15 protein-coding genes are annotated in these 13,765 nt (G+C 41.3%); 1 reads left to right on the forward strand and 14 read right to left on the reverse strand.

Features of this window, described 5'->3' with window-relative positions; all coding sequences use genetic code 11:
- Nucleotides 1–245 precede the first annotated feature (245 nt).
- From TY49_RS19185 to TY49_RS19205, 5 genes are all read right to left on the reverse strand, one after another.
- A complete protein-coding gene (locus TY49_RS19185) occupies nucleotides 246–890 on the reverse strand; it encodes a response regulator (protein ID WP_041967518.1) in 645 nt (214 codons plus the stop codon).
- Nucleotides 891–904: 14 nt separating this feature from the next.
- A complete protein-coding gene (locus tag TY49_RS19190) occupies nucleotides 905–2,716 on the reverse strand; it encodes a sensor histidine kinase (RefSeq protein ID WP_041967519.1) in 1,812 nt (603 codons plus the stop codon).
- 424 nt (nucleotides 2,717–3,140) lie between these two features.
- Complete coding sequence (locus TY49_RS19195; RefSeq protein WP_041967520.1) at nucleotides 3,141–3,581, reverse strand: hypothetical protein; 441 nt, start codon at nucleotides 3,579–3,581, stop codon at nucleotides 3,141–3,143.
- A gap of 459 nt (nucleotides 3,582–4,040) precedes the next feature.
- Entirely contained in the window at nucleotides 4,041–4,328 is a 288-nt protein-coding gene (locus TY49_RS19200; RefSeq protein WP_041967521.1) for a hypothetical protein, read from the reverse strand.
- Nucleotides 4,329–4,378: 50 nt separating this feature from the next.
- Nucleotides 4,379–4,852, reverse strand: coding sequence for an Lrp/AsnC family transcriptional regulator (locus TY49_RS19205; RefSeq protein ID WP_041967522.1), 474 nt, complete (start codon nucleotides 4,850–4,852; stop codon nucleotides 4,379–4,381).
- Between the two features lie 208 nt (nucleotides 4,853–5,060).
- On the opposite strand from TY49_RS19205, the gene TY49_RS19210 reads away from it, so the two are divergent.
- Nucleotides 5,061–6,008, forward strand: a complete 948-nt coding sequence (locus tag TY49_RS19210; RefSeq protein WP_156972735.1) for a DMT family transporter — start codon at nucleotides 5,061–5,063, stop codon at nucleotides 6,006–6,008.
- Nucleotides 6,009–6,017: 9 nt separating this feature from the next.
- Here TY49_RS19210 and TY49_RS19215 read toward each other — a convergent pair whose 3' ends face one another.
- The 9 genes from TY49_RS19215 to TY49_RS25620 all read right to left on the reverse strand — a co-directional run bounded on the left by TY49_RS19215 (nucleotide 6,018) and on the right by TY49_RS25620 (nucleotide 13,432).
- Nucleotides 6,018–6,443: an ASCH domain-containing protein gene (locus tag TY49_RS19215; RefSeq protein ID WP_041967530.1), complete on the reverse strand. Its 426-nt coding sequence runs from the start codon at nucleotides 6,441–6,443 to the stop codon at nucleotides 6,018–6,020.
- A gap of 144 nt (nucleotides 6,444–6,587) precedes the next feature.
- Nucleotides 6,588–7,253, reverse strand: a complete 666-nt coding sequence (locus tag TY49_RS19220) for an HAD family hydrolase (protein ID WP_041967524.1) — start codon at nucleotides 7,251–7,253, stop codon at nucleotides 6,588–6,590.
- 293 nt (nucleotides 7,254–7,546) lie between these two features.
- The gene (locus tag TY49_RS19225; protein WP_041967525.1) at nucleotides 7,547–8,248 is read right to left on the reverse strand and encodes a LutC/YkgG family protein; all 702 of its coding nucleotides are present in this window, start codon (nucleotides 8,246–8,248) and stop codon (nucleotides 7,547–7,549) included.
- Nucleotides 8,245–9,669, reverse strand: a complete 1,425-nt coding sequence (locus tag TY49_RS19230; RefSeq protein ID WP_041967526.1) for a LutB/LldF family L-lactate oxidation iron-sulfur protein — start codon at nucleotides 9,667–9,669, stop codon at nucleotides 8,245–8,247. Before TY49_RS19230 ends, TY49_RS19225 begins: the two co-directional genes overlap by 4 nt.
- A gap of 18 nt (nucleotides 9,670–9,687) precedes the next feature.
- Nucleotides 9,688–10,404, reverse strand: coding sequence for a (Fe-S)-binding protein (locus TY49_RS19235; RefSeq protein WP_041967527.1), 717 nt, complete (start codon nucleotides 10,402–10,404; stop codon nucleotides 9,688–9,690).
- Between the two features lie 38 nt (nucleotides 10,405–10,442).
- On the reverse strand, nucleotides 10,443–11,150 hold the full coding sequence (locus tag TY49_RS19240) for a FadR/GntR family transcriptional regulator (RefSeq protein ID WP_041967528.1): 708 nt from the start codon (nucleotides 11,148–11,150) through the stop codon (nucleotides 10,443–10,445).
- A 78-nt stretch (nucleotides 11,151–11,228) separates the two neighbouring features.
- Nucleotides 11,229–12,809 (reverse strand): L-lactate permease, encoded by a 1,581-nt coding sequence (locus tag TY49_RS19245; protein ID WP_041967529.1) that lies wholly within the window; start codon nucleotides 12,807–12,809, stop codon nucleotides 11,229–11,231.
- A 322-nt stretch (nucleotides 12,810–13,131) separates the two neighbouring features.
- Nucleotides 13,132–13,326, reverse strand: coding sequence for a nucleotidyltransferase family protein (locus TY49_RS19250; RefSeq protein ID WP_232310488.1), 195 nt, complete (start codon nucleotides 13,324–13,326; stop codon nucleotides 13,132–13,134).
- A complete protein-coding gene (locus TY49_RS25620) occupies nucleotides 13,307–13,432 on the reverse strand; it encodes a hypothetical protein (protein WP_269745773.1) in 126 nt (41 codons plus the stop codon). The genes TY49_RS19250 and TY49_RS25620 overlap by 20 nt, the downstream gene beginning before the upstream one ends.
- Nucleotides 13,433–13,765 lie beyond the last annotated feature (333 nt).

The following is a 13,765-nucleotide window of genomic DNA, read 5'->3' on the forward strand; positions in this document are numbered from 1 at the left end:
TGAAGCTTTTCTTGACAGCTTTGGGTTCCTTTACCGGAAAGTGGTCTCAATAACAACGGTTTCTTGAGCGCCCATCTCCTGAAAAACTGTCAAAATAAAGACTGCTCTCTCCGACCAATAAAAAAACCTTCAATCCTACTGGATCAAAGGTTTTGGATCATCTTACAGCCTATTGCCATAAACGAATCAGCTATAAAAACTCTCTCTTTATCGCTCAATTCTAGCACCTTTTAGGCAGTTTGAACTTAATTTAAATAAGGCACCAATTTATTTTGGACAGCGTATATGATCGCTTGCGAGCGGCTATTCACGTTTAGTTTTTTATAGATTTTGTTCACATGGATTTTTACCGTTTTGTCGCTTATGGATAGATGTTCTGCTATATCCTTATTGGATTTCCCTCTTACCAACTCATTGAGCACTTCCTTCTCCCGATTGGTCAATTCACTTTCCTGGATGGTAAAGTCGCTCTGGTTTCGGTGATAGGATATCAACTTGCTTGCCATTTTCGGATGGATGATGGAATTCCCTTTATGGATTTTACGGATTGCATCGATGACTTCCAAGGAGGAAGCATCCTTTAATAAGTATCCGTCCGCACCTTCCCGGAGAGCAGATTTAAAGTATTCTTCATGATCAAACATCGTTAAGATTAGTATTTTACAAGCAGGATGCCTTTCTTTTATACGGGGAATGAGTTCAATTCCATTTTTATTCTGCAGATTGATATCCAAAACGATGACATCAGGTGCGATGGTATCCACTTTCTCTATTAACCCGTCTGCTGAATCAGCTTCTCCAACCAAAACCAGGTCCTCTTCAATATCCAAAATACTGCGGATGCCATCCCTTAATACTGTATGATCATCCACTAACATAATTTTAATCATACTCTCTCACCCCTTTACTTAAAGTGCCTTATGCCAAGCCGGATTTCCGTTCCCTTTCCTTCTGCACTGTCTATCTCCAGTTTTGCTCCAAAATCATGTGCGAGCTCGCTCATTGTCAGGATTCCAAAATGAGGTTCTGTCTGGCCTTTGATCAACTTGTCATATAATGAAAATCCAATACCGTCATCCTTGATTTTGATCATCGTCTGCTCACGCCCATATTTGAGCATGACCTCAATTTTATCAGCATTTGAATGTTTTACAGAGTTTTGCAGGCTTTCCTGGAATATATCATAGATGACTTTTTCGACTTGATAGCTTAGAGCGTATGGCTCACCTCTCTGAGTGAAAGTAATACTGGCCTTTTCCTCAGCCTCTATATTCCGGATTTTTTCTTCTATCGCCCGTTTCAGCCCGTGTTTTTCCACCGGACATGTTCTTAATGAATAAATCGATTGGCGAAGCTCTTTTAGACTATCTCTAAGCTTATCAATCCATTTTTCAATTTGCTGATTGGAAATATCCCCATTATATTCACTTTTCTTTCGCAAAGAAGATTCCATTTGAAAAACGATCCCTGCCAGTGACTGACCTATACCATCGTGGATATCCCGGGCAATTCGGCTTCGTTCTTCCAGAATCAACAGTTTTTCATTTTCCAGTATGAGAGCGCGCGTTCTCAATGTACTTGCCAGAACATTGGATAAAACAGTCAGTGAACGTATCTCATCAAAACTAAAACCAATCTCACTGACTCTGCCGACAATCAACATACCTACTTTTTCATTGTCGATAATAAGTGGTGAAAAGATTTGCGAGAGAATCATCTTATTAAAGATGTTATTGCATGGCAACTGATCGATATCCTTTCCCGTCACAACGGTCATGTCAGAGACCTCGTCCAGGTAAAGTGACAGTTCATCGCTGAACTCAACAACGCTTTTTACTTGTCCATCCTTCAGCAAGAGCTTCCACGCATTATTATCTTTCACCAATAGCACGAAAGCGTTCGCATTGAAGGTATCAGCTAAGAGACTTTTCTTATCGTCAAGGTCTTTTGTATTGATTCTGTTTAATTCAGTACTAAGGATGGATAATCCATTCAATCTCTGTCTTTCAATTCTTGCTCTTGTCAGTATGGAGAGGGTCATTGCGATTACGATCCAAATGGATAAAAAGAGAATAGTAGTGAAATCATGGACATTGTTAGGAAGATAATCTGTATAAATATCAAGAAAAGCTAGCAAAACAATGGACATAGTGGCAATAACCCATTCTTGTAATGCCTTTTCTTTCCACTCGCTCTTTGTAAAGGGAAAAGGACGTATGAAAAAGAGAAGGTCGTTAGTGACATTATTAATTAAAAAATAGAGCGCTGTAAACGCAAGAATAATCAGCACATTTTCATATGGAAATTCCATGAAGTAGGTGTTCATCCCTATCCTGATCAGCCAATCAGCACCAACAAGAGACAGAGTATACTGGGCAATATTGAAAATGGTCGAATGAAGGGATCTTTTATGATGAAAGGATTCAAAAATGAGTACAATTGCAAAGACGATGATGGCGGTATAAATACCGAAATACACATTCATGATATAAAGAATAGGGAACGTCATCGTACTGAACATTCTTATACAAAATAAGGGGATTTGAAAATACTCCGAAAGCAGCATCAGAACCATCAGAAGAAGTAACACGATTGGCTTCTCCGAAAAAGCGACAAAAGGAATGGAGTATAAAATAAATGCCCACCCTAGAATGCCAATGAGTATTATATAGTAGTTAGAAACCTTTTTCCGAAAAAGAATCTCTTTATCTGTCATATTCCCAACCCCTTCAACCTTATAAAAAAACAGAATATACCTACTACTAGTCAAATACCGAGTACACTCTTAATTATAGATTACTAATACTTATTTGAAAATTCTACAAATTTTTTAATGAAAGAGGGAGGGTTATGCGGCGTAAAAGTCATAAATCAAGGAGATAGCGAGAAGATTTTAATGAGTCCGGTTTTGAAGTACAAAAGTACAGATTTACACTGCTTTGCTCACAAAAAATCGTACTTGTAATCAAGTATCCTAGCAGTTAAATTAGCATACAAAAAACTCAGAGCCATAAAAAGCCCTGAGTTTTCTTTATATTATTGTGTTGTTAGACATTAGCATCCTATAGTTGAGGAAGTACTTACTTTAAATGGATAATTATTTGTAATAATACAATTGTAAAATACAGTAGTAGAATTGGTTAATCAAAATGTTTACTTATCACTTTGTTAAAACCCCAATGTAATAAAAAATATGCGACAAAATATACAGGAATCGAATACCACATCTTCCAATCATCATGTTTCATATATCCAACTTCTGATAATATAAATTCTATCAATGCAGACAATATTGTCCAAATAATCACATAGAGTAGATACTTATTGTTCTTTATAAAGTTTAAGAATAAGACAGCCATGAGTGGTGGAACTAGTGATACAAGAGCATAATCAGTGTATTCTACTTTCTTAGTTGGACCAAAATCCACAAAATCTAATTTTACTCCAATTAAGATATGGGCAACCCAAGCAAAGTAGCCTACGATTGGAGCAATAATAATATTTTCTCTAAAAGATAATTTTTTGGGCATAAAAAGTAGTGCTATCAATAGTATGACTATAAGACCCCAAACAAAAAACATTGCCCGATACCTCCCTACAATATTATTTTATCTTTTGCATAAAATTAAAATTCATACAAACCAAAATAAGGAATTTATTGTAAATTCCTTTGTTAATCAACAATATTTTTTTAAAAAACTCTTTGGTGCTTATCTACAGTCTTCTCGACAAAAGATTGATAGAATTCACCTTTTATCTTTGTGTACATGAATGCCAAGATTGGTGGTTAAGGACTTGACGTGGAGCCTCTGTGGGCATGATTGGTCTTGAAAGGCTGAAGCCGTTGTTTCATCAGGTATCCAAGCCTATCATGCACACCTCTCCACGTAAATTCCTATCTTTGATTACGTTGAATACTATAAATTATTACTGTAGCTTACTGCCCCGTTCGTTCAATAACATATTGAATAAAAATTGAGGAATCCGCTTTTGACTCATTAACCTGTTTGTGTATAAGAAATAACCAATTTAAATATTATTTACGTCTCCATAACACCAATAAACGCCAATCCTGCAAATATCACTCCTACAATAAAAGCAGCTATATGTAATAATATCTTGTATCTTAATTTCGTTGTTTTTAAAGCAAAATATAATCTATAGACAAAAAACAGTAAAACCAAATTTATTGATGTCTCAATTAAAGCTGGAATTAATCTATTATTAGTGAAGTCTAGCTTATATATAAATTCTCTAAAAAGAATGTCATTCGCAATTCCCATAAAGGATAGTAAGACCTGATAAGCAAAAAACTTTAGGTTGTTCATTTAATCAACCTTTCCTTCTGATTTCATCTACCCTATGTTTTCTTCCTTCGTTAGTTGATCGGAAGCACGGTGGAGTCTTTGATTTCCCTTAAAGCCAGACTTGTCTGGATCTTGGTGATTCCCAGTTCATTCAGCCCCCTGATAAACATCTCCAGTCCTTTGCGATCTTTGCAGGCCACTTTTAACAGGTAATCATATTCTCCAGTGAGGCAATGGCACTCCAATACCTCTTCCATTGATTCGAGGGTTTCTTCCAATGATTCCAGCTTTTCTAACTGATGCATATTAGTGCTCATAAAAACAAAGCACAGCAAATCAAAGCCGAGCTTCTCGTGATTCAAAATCGCGACCTGCTTTTTGATATATCCTTCACCTTCCAGCCGCTTGATTCTGGCGTGAACGGCCGGCGCAGATAAATTCACTCGCTTCGAGAGTTCCAGATTGCTTAACTGAGCATCCTTTTGCAATAAATCGAGGATTTTAATATCTACATTATCCAAAACCTTGCTTACAACTGATTCCACGATTCATCCCCCTTTTTAAAAATTCCAAATATCAGCGAAATAACGTCCTTCATTTGAATTTATTAAACTATATTTATATTATACTTTTATTTATTTTGAATTAAATCAATTATACAAAATTTTCTTTTGTCATTTGCAGAAAATGTTAAAATAATTCATATAGCGTAAGTCATTGTGCACAATGGCTCTGATCAGGGGGCCAAATGACGTGAAATATTATTTACTATTACTTTTAACGAGTTTTCTTTGGGGCGGGAATTTTATCGTGGGGAAGACGCTTGTAGACCATACTTCTCCGATCACCTTGACCATTTTAAGATGGGTCATCGCGATCATCTGTCTGATCCCGCTTGTCTGGTGGAAAGAAAAAAAGCTGATTCCGCCAAGAGAATCCATTCTGCCTCTGTTTATAATGGGAGTCACCGGAGTCGCCTTATTTCAGGCATTGCAATTCATGGCACTTGAAAAGACTTCGGCAACGAACGTTGGCTTAATCTCGACATTGAATATGTTTTCGATTGCGGCATTCTCTTTCTTTTTTTTAAAAGAAAAGATCAATAAACTTCAATTCCTTACAATGATTCTCTCGCTATTTGGTGTTCTGCTCGTCCTTTCAAAAGGGAATATGAACGTATTGTTTTCCTTGCAGTTCAATAAAGGGGATCTTTATATGATGATGGCTGTGGGAATGTGGGGGATTTATTCGGTCAGCAGCAAGTGGGCGATGGCGACCGTTACACCAATGATGTCCATCCTCTACTCCGGTATTTTCGGCCTGCTCGTTTTGCTGCCTTTTTCCATCAATGATTTCACGGTAACCAACTTGAATTCCTCCTTCATGCAAGGCATTTTATACACAGGTCTTGTCTCGACCGTGCTTTGTATGGTTCTCTGGAATATCGGAGTCAATAAACTGGGGCCCAGCACTTCCGGGTTGTTCCTTAATTTCAATCCCATCTTTACCGCCGTCCTGGCCTTTGCTTTTTTAGGAGAGAACATGACCTGGATCCAGGCTGCTGGCAGCGTCATAGTTATTGCAGGCTGCTTTTTATTTACGCTTCTGAAAAACAAGCCTGTCAGATTTATGATTCCGATTCCTGCCCGTATTTTAGCAGGTGAAGATAACAAAACGAAAAAAGTGCCTGTTCCCCGTTGAACAGGCACTTTACATCTCATGCTCCCATAACCCAAGCCTTCCTTTTGCCGGAATGAAGCTGTTTAGCATCTTCATATCCCGGACTTCCCAGACATATCCTCCCACTTTATAATCACCGAGGAAAAAGTCATTGCCTGATACCGTCCTTCCATCCTCCAACACTGCCCATGTCTCGTTGTTTTCCATCACTCTCAAACAATTAACAAGCTCGCAGACAGCAATGATCACGCCAGTGGGAAGATCTTCTGTCTTGTAGCCATGCTTTAAAAGCAGCGACTTGATGGCCACATGGCTGCAGACTCCCTTATCGACCTTTTTGCTGGTATGAATCGCAAGCGGACCACGATACTTCGTACTCCATGACCTCGTTTCATATTGAGCCTCGCGCAGGACAAACAGACTCGCCCAGGGCTGAATCATCGATAACACCTTCACTCCAAACAACACCTGCCTCAGAATAGCTTTTTTGTCTTTAGCGTTTCCTGGCAATCGTCAAAAAACACAGGACGTTCTCCTGTGTCATAAACTATTTCAGCTATTTATGGGTCGGTGGAACCCTTCCCATGCCCAACCGAATATTTATTTGACCTGACTTCCCATCAATATATCTTTCACCCGTTCAACGGTTCCGACAATATAAGTAGGTTTGGAGTTACTTAGTTCCTCATAAGATCCATACCCATATGTTACTCCAATTGAGTCAATCCCGTTTTTATTGGCACCCTCTATATCATGCTTTCTGTCACCGATCATAATAAAATCCTCTAACTTATATGGTTTATACGCATCTAATATGTATTGGATAATTTCAGTTTTGGAAGTTCGGGTTCCATCAAGGTTACTCCCAACAACAAGGTCAAAATAATGATCAATCTCAAAATGCTGAAGTATTTGTTCAGAAAATACGGTAGGTTTCGATGTGGCAACAACTAGAATAAAACCCTTTTCCTTCAGAGAATGTAATAGTAATGGAATATTGGAGTATAACTCATTTTCATACATTCCCTTTCCCTTAAATCTTTCTCTGTAAAATTCAATTGCATTTTTAATTTGAATTTCATCAAGATTGAAATAATCAGAGAAGGATAACTGAAGGGGTGGTCCAATAAAACCTTCAAGAGAATCAACGTCCGGTACTACAATATTCATTTTCTGTAATGCGGATTGAACAGATCTGGTTATTCCCTCCTTCGGGTCTGAAATGGTTCCGTCTAAATCAAATAAAATCACTTTATATGTGGCCATGTATACTCCCTTCCATTTCCAATAATCATATATACATTCAAACTATAGTAGCGTTAAACTGTTTTAAACTAAAATCCCCAATATTTAATAGTTCGCTACAATAATTTATTCTTCCTTCAAGGAAGAGACAAGAGACGGAGCGCCGGTTCTGCTGTCCTACAATTTACAGGACAAAAAACTCCCCTGTGTTCCAGAAGAATTTAAAAAAGACAGCGAAACGGTTTCGCTGTCTTACAGGATGACATATTTTACGATTTACGGGACACAAGAACCGTCCCCATGTCCCACTTCTCCTAATCCACCACAATATAAGTGGCTTTAACAGGTCCATGAACGCCGACGATCAGGTTCATCTCGATATCGGCACTGTTGCTTGGTCCTGTAATAAAGCTGACGTATGATGGAACGTCCTCACCATTGGCCTGGGCCTGATGGATATGTCTGGCTGCCTGGGTCATCCGGGGCACGAGGGTGCTTTTCGGGATGATGGCAATAAATGTCCGCGGCAGCAGGCTGATCGAACGGCCATTATCTTTCGTATTGAACGATGTAACGGTGCCAGACTCTGCAAGTGTGATGTCACTGAATACAATCCCAACATCAGCTCGTTCAGCAATCTTTTGATTTTCCTTGCCAAGTGCTGCTTCCCAAACATGGACATCGAGCTGATCTTTCTGCTCTTCAAAAAACTCATTCACTCCATATTCCTGATAACGCGCATCTTTGGACGTGATGATTAACTTGCCTTCATAAGCCTCCAGCGTTTCGTTCAACACCTTTGCCAACCCGTCTCGGTCCGTCCGTTTAAAATCGGTATGGATGACTTTGCAATGTTTTTCAAGCACCTCGACCAATTCATCTTGGCTCATGCCTTTGAACACTTCATCCTGCGGGGTGACACTCCACTGAGGCCGCTCAACTCCTGCTGTCCTTCGCTCCCGCCCAAGTCTGGACGCCAGCTTATCTAAAAAGGCTTCTCGATTTTGGATGCTCATTTGGATCCACCGTCTTTCTGTCTTTGCTTGAACCATGAACGGAACGATTGTCCCTGTGGCGCATAAAAATCGCGTACATCCGTCCACGCTTTCAATGGTCCCGGTCCGTTTTCAATCATCCCGTCTTTTGTCCATGGACCAAGAGCTGGTTTTGCCATTTTCGCACTCATATTATAAATCGACGGGTTAGAACCCCACGCCGCAAAACCTTTCATCATCAACTTTTCAGCTGTTGGGGCCATATTTTTTTCCACAATGATTTGGCGATGGCGGATCAGATGCTCATGCAATGGAATTTTAACCGGACAAGCTTCGGTACACGCCGCACACAATGTCGATGCATATGGAAGCTCTTTATGATCCTCATAACCCTCCAGCAGCGGAGTGATGACCGCACCGATTGGGCCTGGATAAATCGAGTTATACGCATGTCCGCCAATATGACGATAAACCGGGCAAGCATTGATACAAGCCGCACAGCGTATACAATGCAAGGCAGACTGGAATTCAGTACCGAGAATTTTAGAGCGGCCATTATCAACAACAACCAGGTGGAATTCCTCCGGCCCATCAACCTCCTCATCAAGGCGTGCTCCGGTAAGTGCGGTAATATAGCTTGTTAGCTTCTGGCCAACTGCCGCACGTGTCAATAAGCTGACAAGGACCTCCATCTCTTCCCATGTCGGCACGATTCGCTCCATGCCCATCACCGTAATCACGGTATCCGGAAGAGCGGTTACCATTTCAGCATTCCCTTCATTTGTGACCAGCGTGATCGACCCTGACTCTGCAATCGCAAAGTTACAGCCTGTCACACCGACATCAGCCGCTAAAAAGTCCTGGCGTAGCTGTTCACGGGCAAAGGCAGCCAGTTCTTCCGGCGTATCAGATCCGGTATAACCTTTTTTCTTCGCAAAAGTCTCGCGGATTTGCTGTTTATTTTTATGCAGCGCAGGAGTTACGATATGGGATGGCGGATCCTCATCCAATTGCAGAATCCACTCGCCAAGGTCCGATTCAACCACTTCAGCGCCGACTTCCTCAAGCGCCTTATTCAAGCCGATTTCTTCGGTTACCATCGATTTCGCCTTCACGACTTTTTTCGCTTGCTTCTTTAAAATAATGTCTTTTACGTACTGGTTTGCTTCTTCCGCTGTCTCAGCAAAAAACACATGGCCGCCGCGTCTGGATACTTGCTCGCTTAATTGCTGCAGATAGTAATCAAGGTTTTCCAGCGTATGGGTACGGATTTCTTCACCCAAATCGCGCCAGTCCTCCCAGTTGCCGAGCTCCTCAGCCTGTGTGATCCGGCCAGTCCGGAATCTTCCTTGCGCGGAGGAAACAGCCTGCCGCATAAAATCATCTTTTATTCCTTTTTGGATACGCTCTTTATAAGGAACCTCGCCAATTTTGATGCTCATCTTTTTTCCCTCCGTTTCTTAGTGAGTATTTAAAATCTCCGTGATATGAATGATCTTTACCTTTTTGCCTTCGCGCTCCATGCGGCCGCCGATATTCATCAAGCAGCCCATGTCCGCGCCAACCAAATACTCAGCTTGAGTTTCTGCCACGTGGCGAGACTTTTCACTCACCATCTCCTGAGAGATCACCGGATTTTTGACGGCAAAAGTTCCGCCGAAGCCACAGCAATCCTCTTCCCACGGCAGTTCAACCAGCTCAACACCTTTGACATTGCGCAACAAGATTTTCGGCTGTTCTTTTACACCAAGAAGACGTTTCATATGACAGGAAGAATGGAAAGTCACTCTTCCTTTAAAAGTCGAGCCCAAATCGGTAATGTCTAGAACATCGACAAGGAACTCGGTAATTTCGTAACACTTAGCCGCAAAAGCTTTCGCTTCTTCTTCCCACTGAGGGTCTCCGGCAAAAATATGCGGATATTCCTTCAGCATGCTCACGCAAGATCCTGAAGGTCCAACGACATATTCCGAATGACGAAAAGCCTTCATCATTTGCTTCATCGATGCTTTCGCCTCTTGCAAATATCCGCTGTTGTAGGCAGGCTGTCCGCAGCATGTCTGCTCCATCGGGTAATCCACTTCACAGCCAACTCTCTCAAGAATCTCAAGCGTATTTCTCGCCACATCCGCAAAGAGAATATCACTTAGGCACGTACTGAATAATGAAACTTTCATGTTTGTTCACCTCATGTAAAAATCAGCAAACGCGCGCTTTACTCAATGTATTTAAAAAGTCGGTCCTGGACATTTTGTAAATGCTCAAGCATGGCTTGCCGCGCTTCGTTTGGCTGTCGGTTTTTAATTGCTTCAAAGATTCGCCGATGCTCAGACTGCAAGTCATCAACGATATTTTCCGAATACAAGAGCACCTTTCGGGTTTCCTGTATCGTTTGCGAATTCAGCGTTGAAACGCTGCTCATCAGATTAATCAACAATTTGTTATGTGTCGCATTCGCGATCGCCACGTGGAAATCAAGGTCCGCTTGCGAAGCGAGGTCTTCATTTCCATTGGCATGCTCCATTACGATCAATGCTTTTTCCATATCAAGCAAGTCTTCTTCTTCATGCACAACAGCTGCCTGTGCTGCGGTGCCGATTTCTAAGATCTTACGGACTTCGTATAGTTCCTTTACGTCTTCAAGCTTCATTAAGAAAGCGCTGGTAACGGGCAACTGGAATTTTGAAGGATCAAAGGAGTTCACAAACGTCCCTTCACCCTGACGCATTTTCACCAGCCCCATCGTCCGCAAACCACTTAACGCTTCCCTGATCGTGGAACTCCCAACGTCGAAGCTTTTCGCCAGCTTTTCGACTGAATCTAATTTATCACCTGGTTTTAACTCACCAGTTTTAATCAACTCAATGATTGAGTCAGCAACTTGTTCATAAACCTTTCTTGCTTGCACTCGTTTATATGGCATATCCTTCATCTCCCATCTATTCCTTTTAATTATACAGAGAATTTAGCTCTCCGAAAGATAGTGGGACCTTTTGGCAGCTTAAAGGAAGTTTAAGAAGATAAAACCAGACACTCCCGCAAGAATTCCATACAGAATCGCAGGCGCCAATGTTTTACGAATGATTTCTCCCTCTTTACCGGACACTCCAACAACCGCACTCGCTGCGACGACATTATGCACACAAATCATGTTTCCTGCAGCTGCCCCAATGAGCTGGACGGCCAACACGATATTCGACTCAAGGCCAACAGCATCCGCAACATTGAATTGGATTGGCGAAAACGTCAGCGTCGAAACCGTTGCACTTCCTGTAATGAACGCTCCTAACTCACCAAGGAATGGAGCAACGAAGATCCAGACAGACCCCAGCGAGCCAGCAAAGGATTCCGCAATATACTGCGGCATACTGACTAGTTCATTGAGATTCATCCCCGAGTTAACAAACACTTGAACCATTGAAAGCGTCGCAATCAAGGCAACTGATGTCATTTTCATCGTCGATAACGATTCTTTCGACGCATTGGTAAAGGTCTGGTACGATTTTCGCTGGAATAAGAACGCTAAAACTGCCGCAGCAGTAAGGATGGTTCCTGGAGAATACAAGAATTCCCAGGCTGATGTCACGCCCTCTACTCCTAAAATATTCTTCCAGGTAAAATCAATTGCTGTCCTCGTAAACTCTTTCAGCGCCGGAACAATTCGTGTGAGCAGCAATAAAAGGACGACGACAACATATGGCGACCAAGCTGTGACAATGCTCATCTTTGACTTTTCCGTCGAAACAACAAAGTCTTTTCGCATCGCAGCTTTCCATTCAGTCTTCGGAAGCAGGAATCCTTTTTTAGCCGTAACCGTCGCTACCGCCAGGGTGATGAGCGCTGCAAGTATCGACACAAACTCATGCCCGAAAAGGCTAGCTACCAGCAACGCACTGCCTGTGTAAATAAATCCAATCATCAGTGTCCATGGAAGCATCGGCAAAGCATCCTTGATACCGCTTCCAAAGAAGACCGTTAACACGACCATTAAAATGAATGGAATGAACGAACCCGCTAATAGATCAAGACTCGTCACGGTAACAGCAATATCATGAAAAAACGGAGTGTCAGCACCTGGAATATTACTCAATCCCACTGCCACCGGTGTTCCCACCGCTCCAAACATGACCGCCGTACTGTCAGCAATCAACGCAATCGTCGCAGCCGCGATCGGCTGGAACCCTAGAGCAAGCATTAACGGTCCGGTAACCATCGCAGGCGTTCCAAAGCCTGCAGCACCTTCAATTAGTGAGCCAAATAAGAAGGCAACGATAATGACCTGCACCCGCATGTCACCAGAAATACTTTGAAATCCCTGGTTAATCCGCACAACCGCTCCCGTATTTCGAAGCGTATTCAATAACACCAATGCACCAAATAAAATCCATAGAATAGTCAGCGTTTTATGTACCCCTTGAAACATCGATGCCAATACCACTTGTCCTTCCATCCCCCAAGTAGTAAGCGCTAACAAAATGACGATAAGTGAACTCAAGGCCATCCCCTTAGCCGCCGGCATCCGCATGATCACAAGAAATAAAAACGGAGCGATAATCGCACTTAACGCAATCAGCAATAACATTTAATTCCTTCCCCCTAGTTGCTCATAAGCTTGATAGTTTCATAGTTTTCCATTCACACTTCGACAGATATCTGGTCATCAGATGACCTCATTATTTTTTCACACATTTTAGAAGAATTCAATAACAAAAATCACAAATGGGCAGAAAGATGTGATGTTGCCTCATGAAAATATTAAAAACAGAACAACCCGCTTGAAAAGGAGTAATTTTTTCAACAATAAAAATTGCGACTAAACAAAAAAAGCATCCCGTAGGATACTGGATTCGTACATTCTAAGTGGTACAGCGACTTTTATATCTTCTAGGAAAACTTTTGGCTCTCTATGCATACTTAGCACTCCTTAGAATGCTAAGCTTCAGTGCAGGCATGATATCGTTGATAATAACTAAATCCACAGGTTTTTGGAAGGTATCTTCAAGATAAAACTTTAGGTCCATATAGTTATCAAAGGATAAATGAGAATCACTAAATTCAACAATCACATCTATATCACTGTCATCTTTTTTGCTCCTCACTGCTATACGATCCAAACAGGCCAATACGCTTAACACCGTATTTTTCATTCCATGAACTTAAATTTTTGGAGAATACATCAAGGATTTCTTGTTGTGATACCATCATATCACCGCCATCTTTACTTTCCTCAATTACTTACATTATAACATCCCTCTTTTTATTTATTCTCCAGAGGAAGAAAAAAGCCTTGCTCTATGCAGGAATTTTATTAAAAAAATTGAAGCCATTCAATCATTTTTATTATTCTTGACAGCTTCACCCTCTTCTCCCTCAAACCTGTCACAATAACAATGGTTTCTTGACAGCTTCAGCCTCTGCACCTTCAAACCTGTCACAATAACAGCGGTTTCTTGACAGCTTTACCCTCTTCTCCCTCAAACCTGTCAAAATAACGGGGGATTCTTGACAACTTTACCCTCTTCTCCTTCAAACCTGTCA

The sequence above is a fragment of the Mesobacillus selenatarsenatis SF-1 genome, from assembly GCF_000813125.1.
Lineage (GTDB): Bacteria > Bacillota > Bacilli > Bacillales > Cytobacillaceae > Mesobacillus > Mesobacillus selenatarsenatis.

Bases quoted from the DNA above. Each gene is read 5' to 3' on its own strand.
- TY49_RS19185 (WP_041967518.1), bottom strand. From the start codon at position 890: ATGATTAAAATTATGTTAGTGGATGATCATACAGTATTAAGGGATGGC.
- TY49_RS19190 (WP_041967519.1), bottom strand. From the start codon at position 2,716: ATGACAGATAAAGAGATTCTTTTTCGGAAAAAGGTTTCTAACTACTAT.
- TY49_RS19195 (WP_041967520.1), bottom strand. From the start codon at position 3,581: ATGTTTTTTGTTTGGGGTCTTATAGTCATACTATTGATAGCACTACTT.
- TY49_RS19200 (WP_041967521.1), bottom strand. From the start codon at position 4,328: ATGAACAACCTAAAGTTTTTTGCTTATCAGGTCTTACTATCCTTTATG.
- TY49_RS19220 (WP_041967524.1), bottom strand. From the start codon at position 7,253: ATGGCCACATATAAAGTGATTTTATTTGATTTAGACGGAACCATTTCA.
- TY49_RS19225 (WP_041967525.1), bottom strand. From the start codon at position 8,248: ATGAGCATCCAAAATCGAGAAGCCTTTTTAGATAAGCTGGCGTCCAGA.
- TY49_RS19230 (WP_041967526.1), bottom strand. From the start codon at position 9,669: ATGAGCATCAAAATTGGCGAGGTTCCTTATAAAGAGCGTATCCAAAAA.
- TY49_RS19235 (WP_041967527.1), bottom strand. From the start codon at position 10,404: ATGAAAGTTTCATTATTCAGTACGTGCCTAAGTGATATTCTCTTTGCG.
- TY49_RS19240 (WP_041967528.1), bottom strand. From the start codon at position 11,150: ATGCCATATAAACGAGTGCAAGCAAGAAAGGTTTATGAACAAGTTGCT.
- TY49_RS19245 (WP_041967529.1), bottom strand. From the start codon at position 12,809: ATGTTATTGCTGATTGCGTTAAGTGCGATTATCGCTCCGTTTTTATTT.
- TY49_RS25620 (WP_269745773.1), bottom strand. From the start codon at position 13,432: ATGATGGTATCACAACAAGAAATCCTTGATGTATTCTCCAAAAATTTA.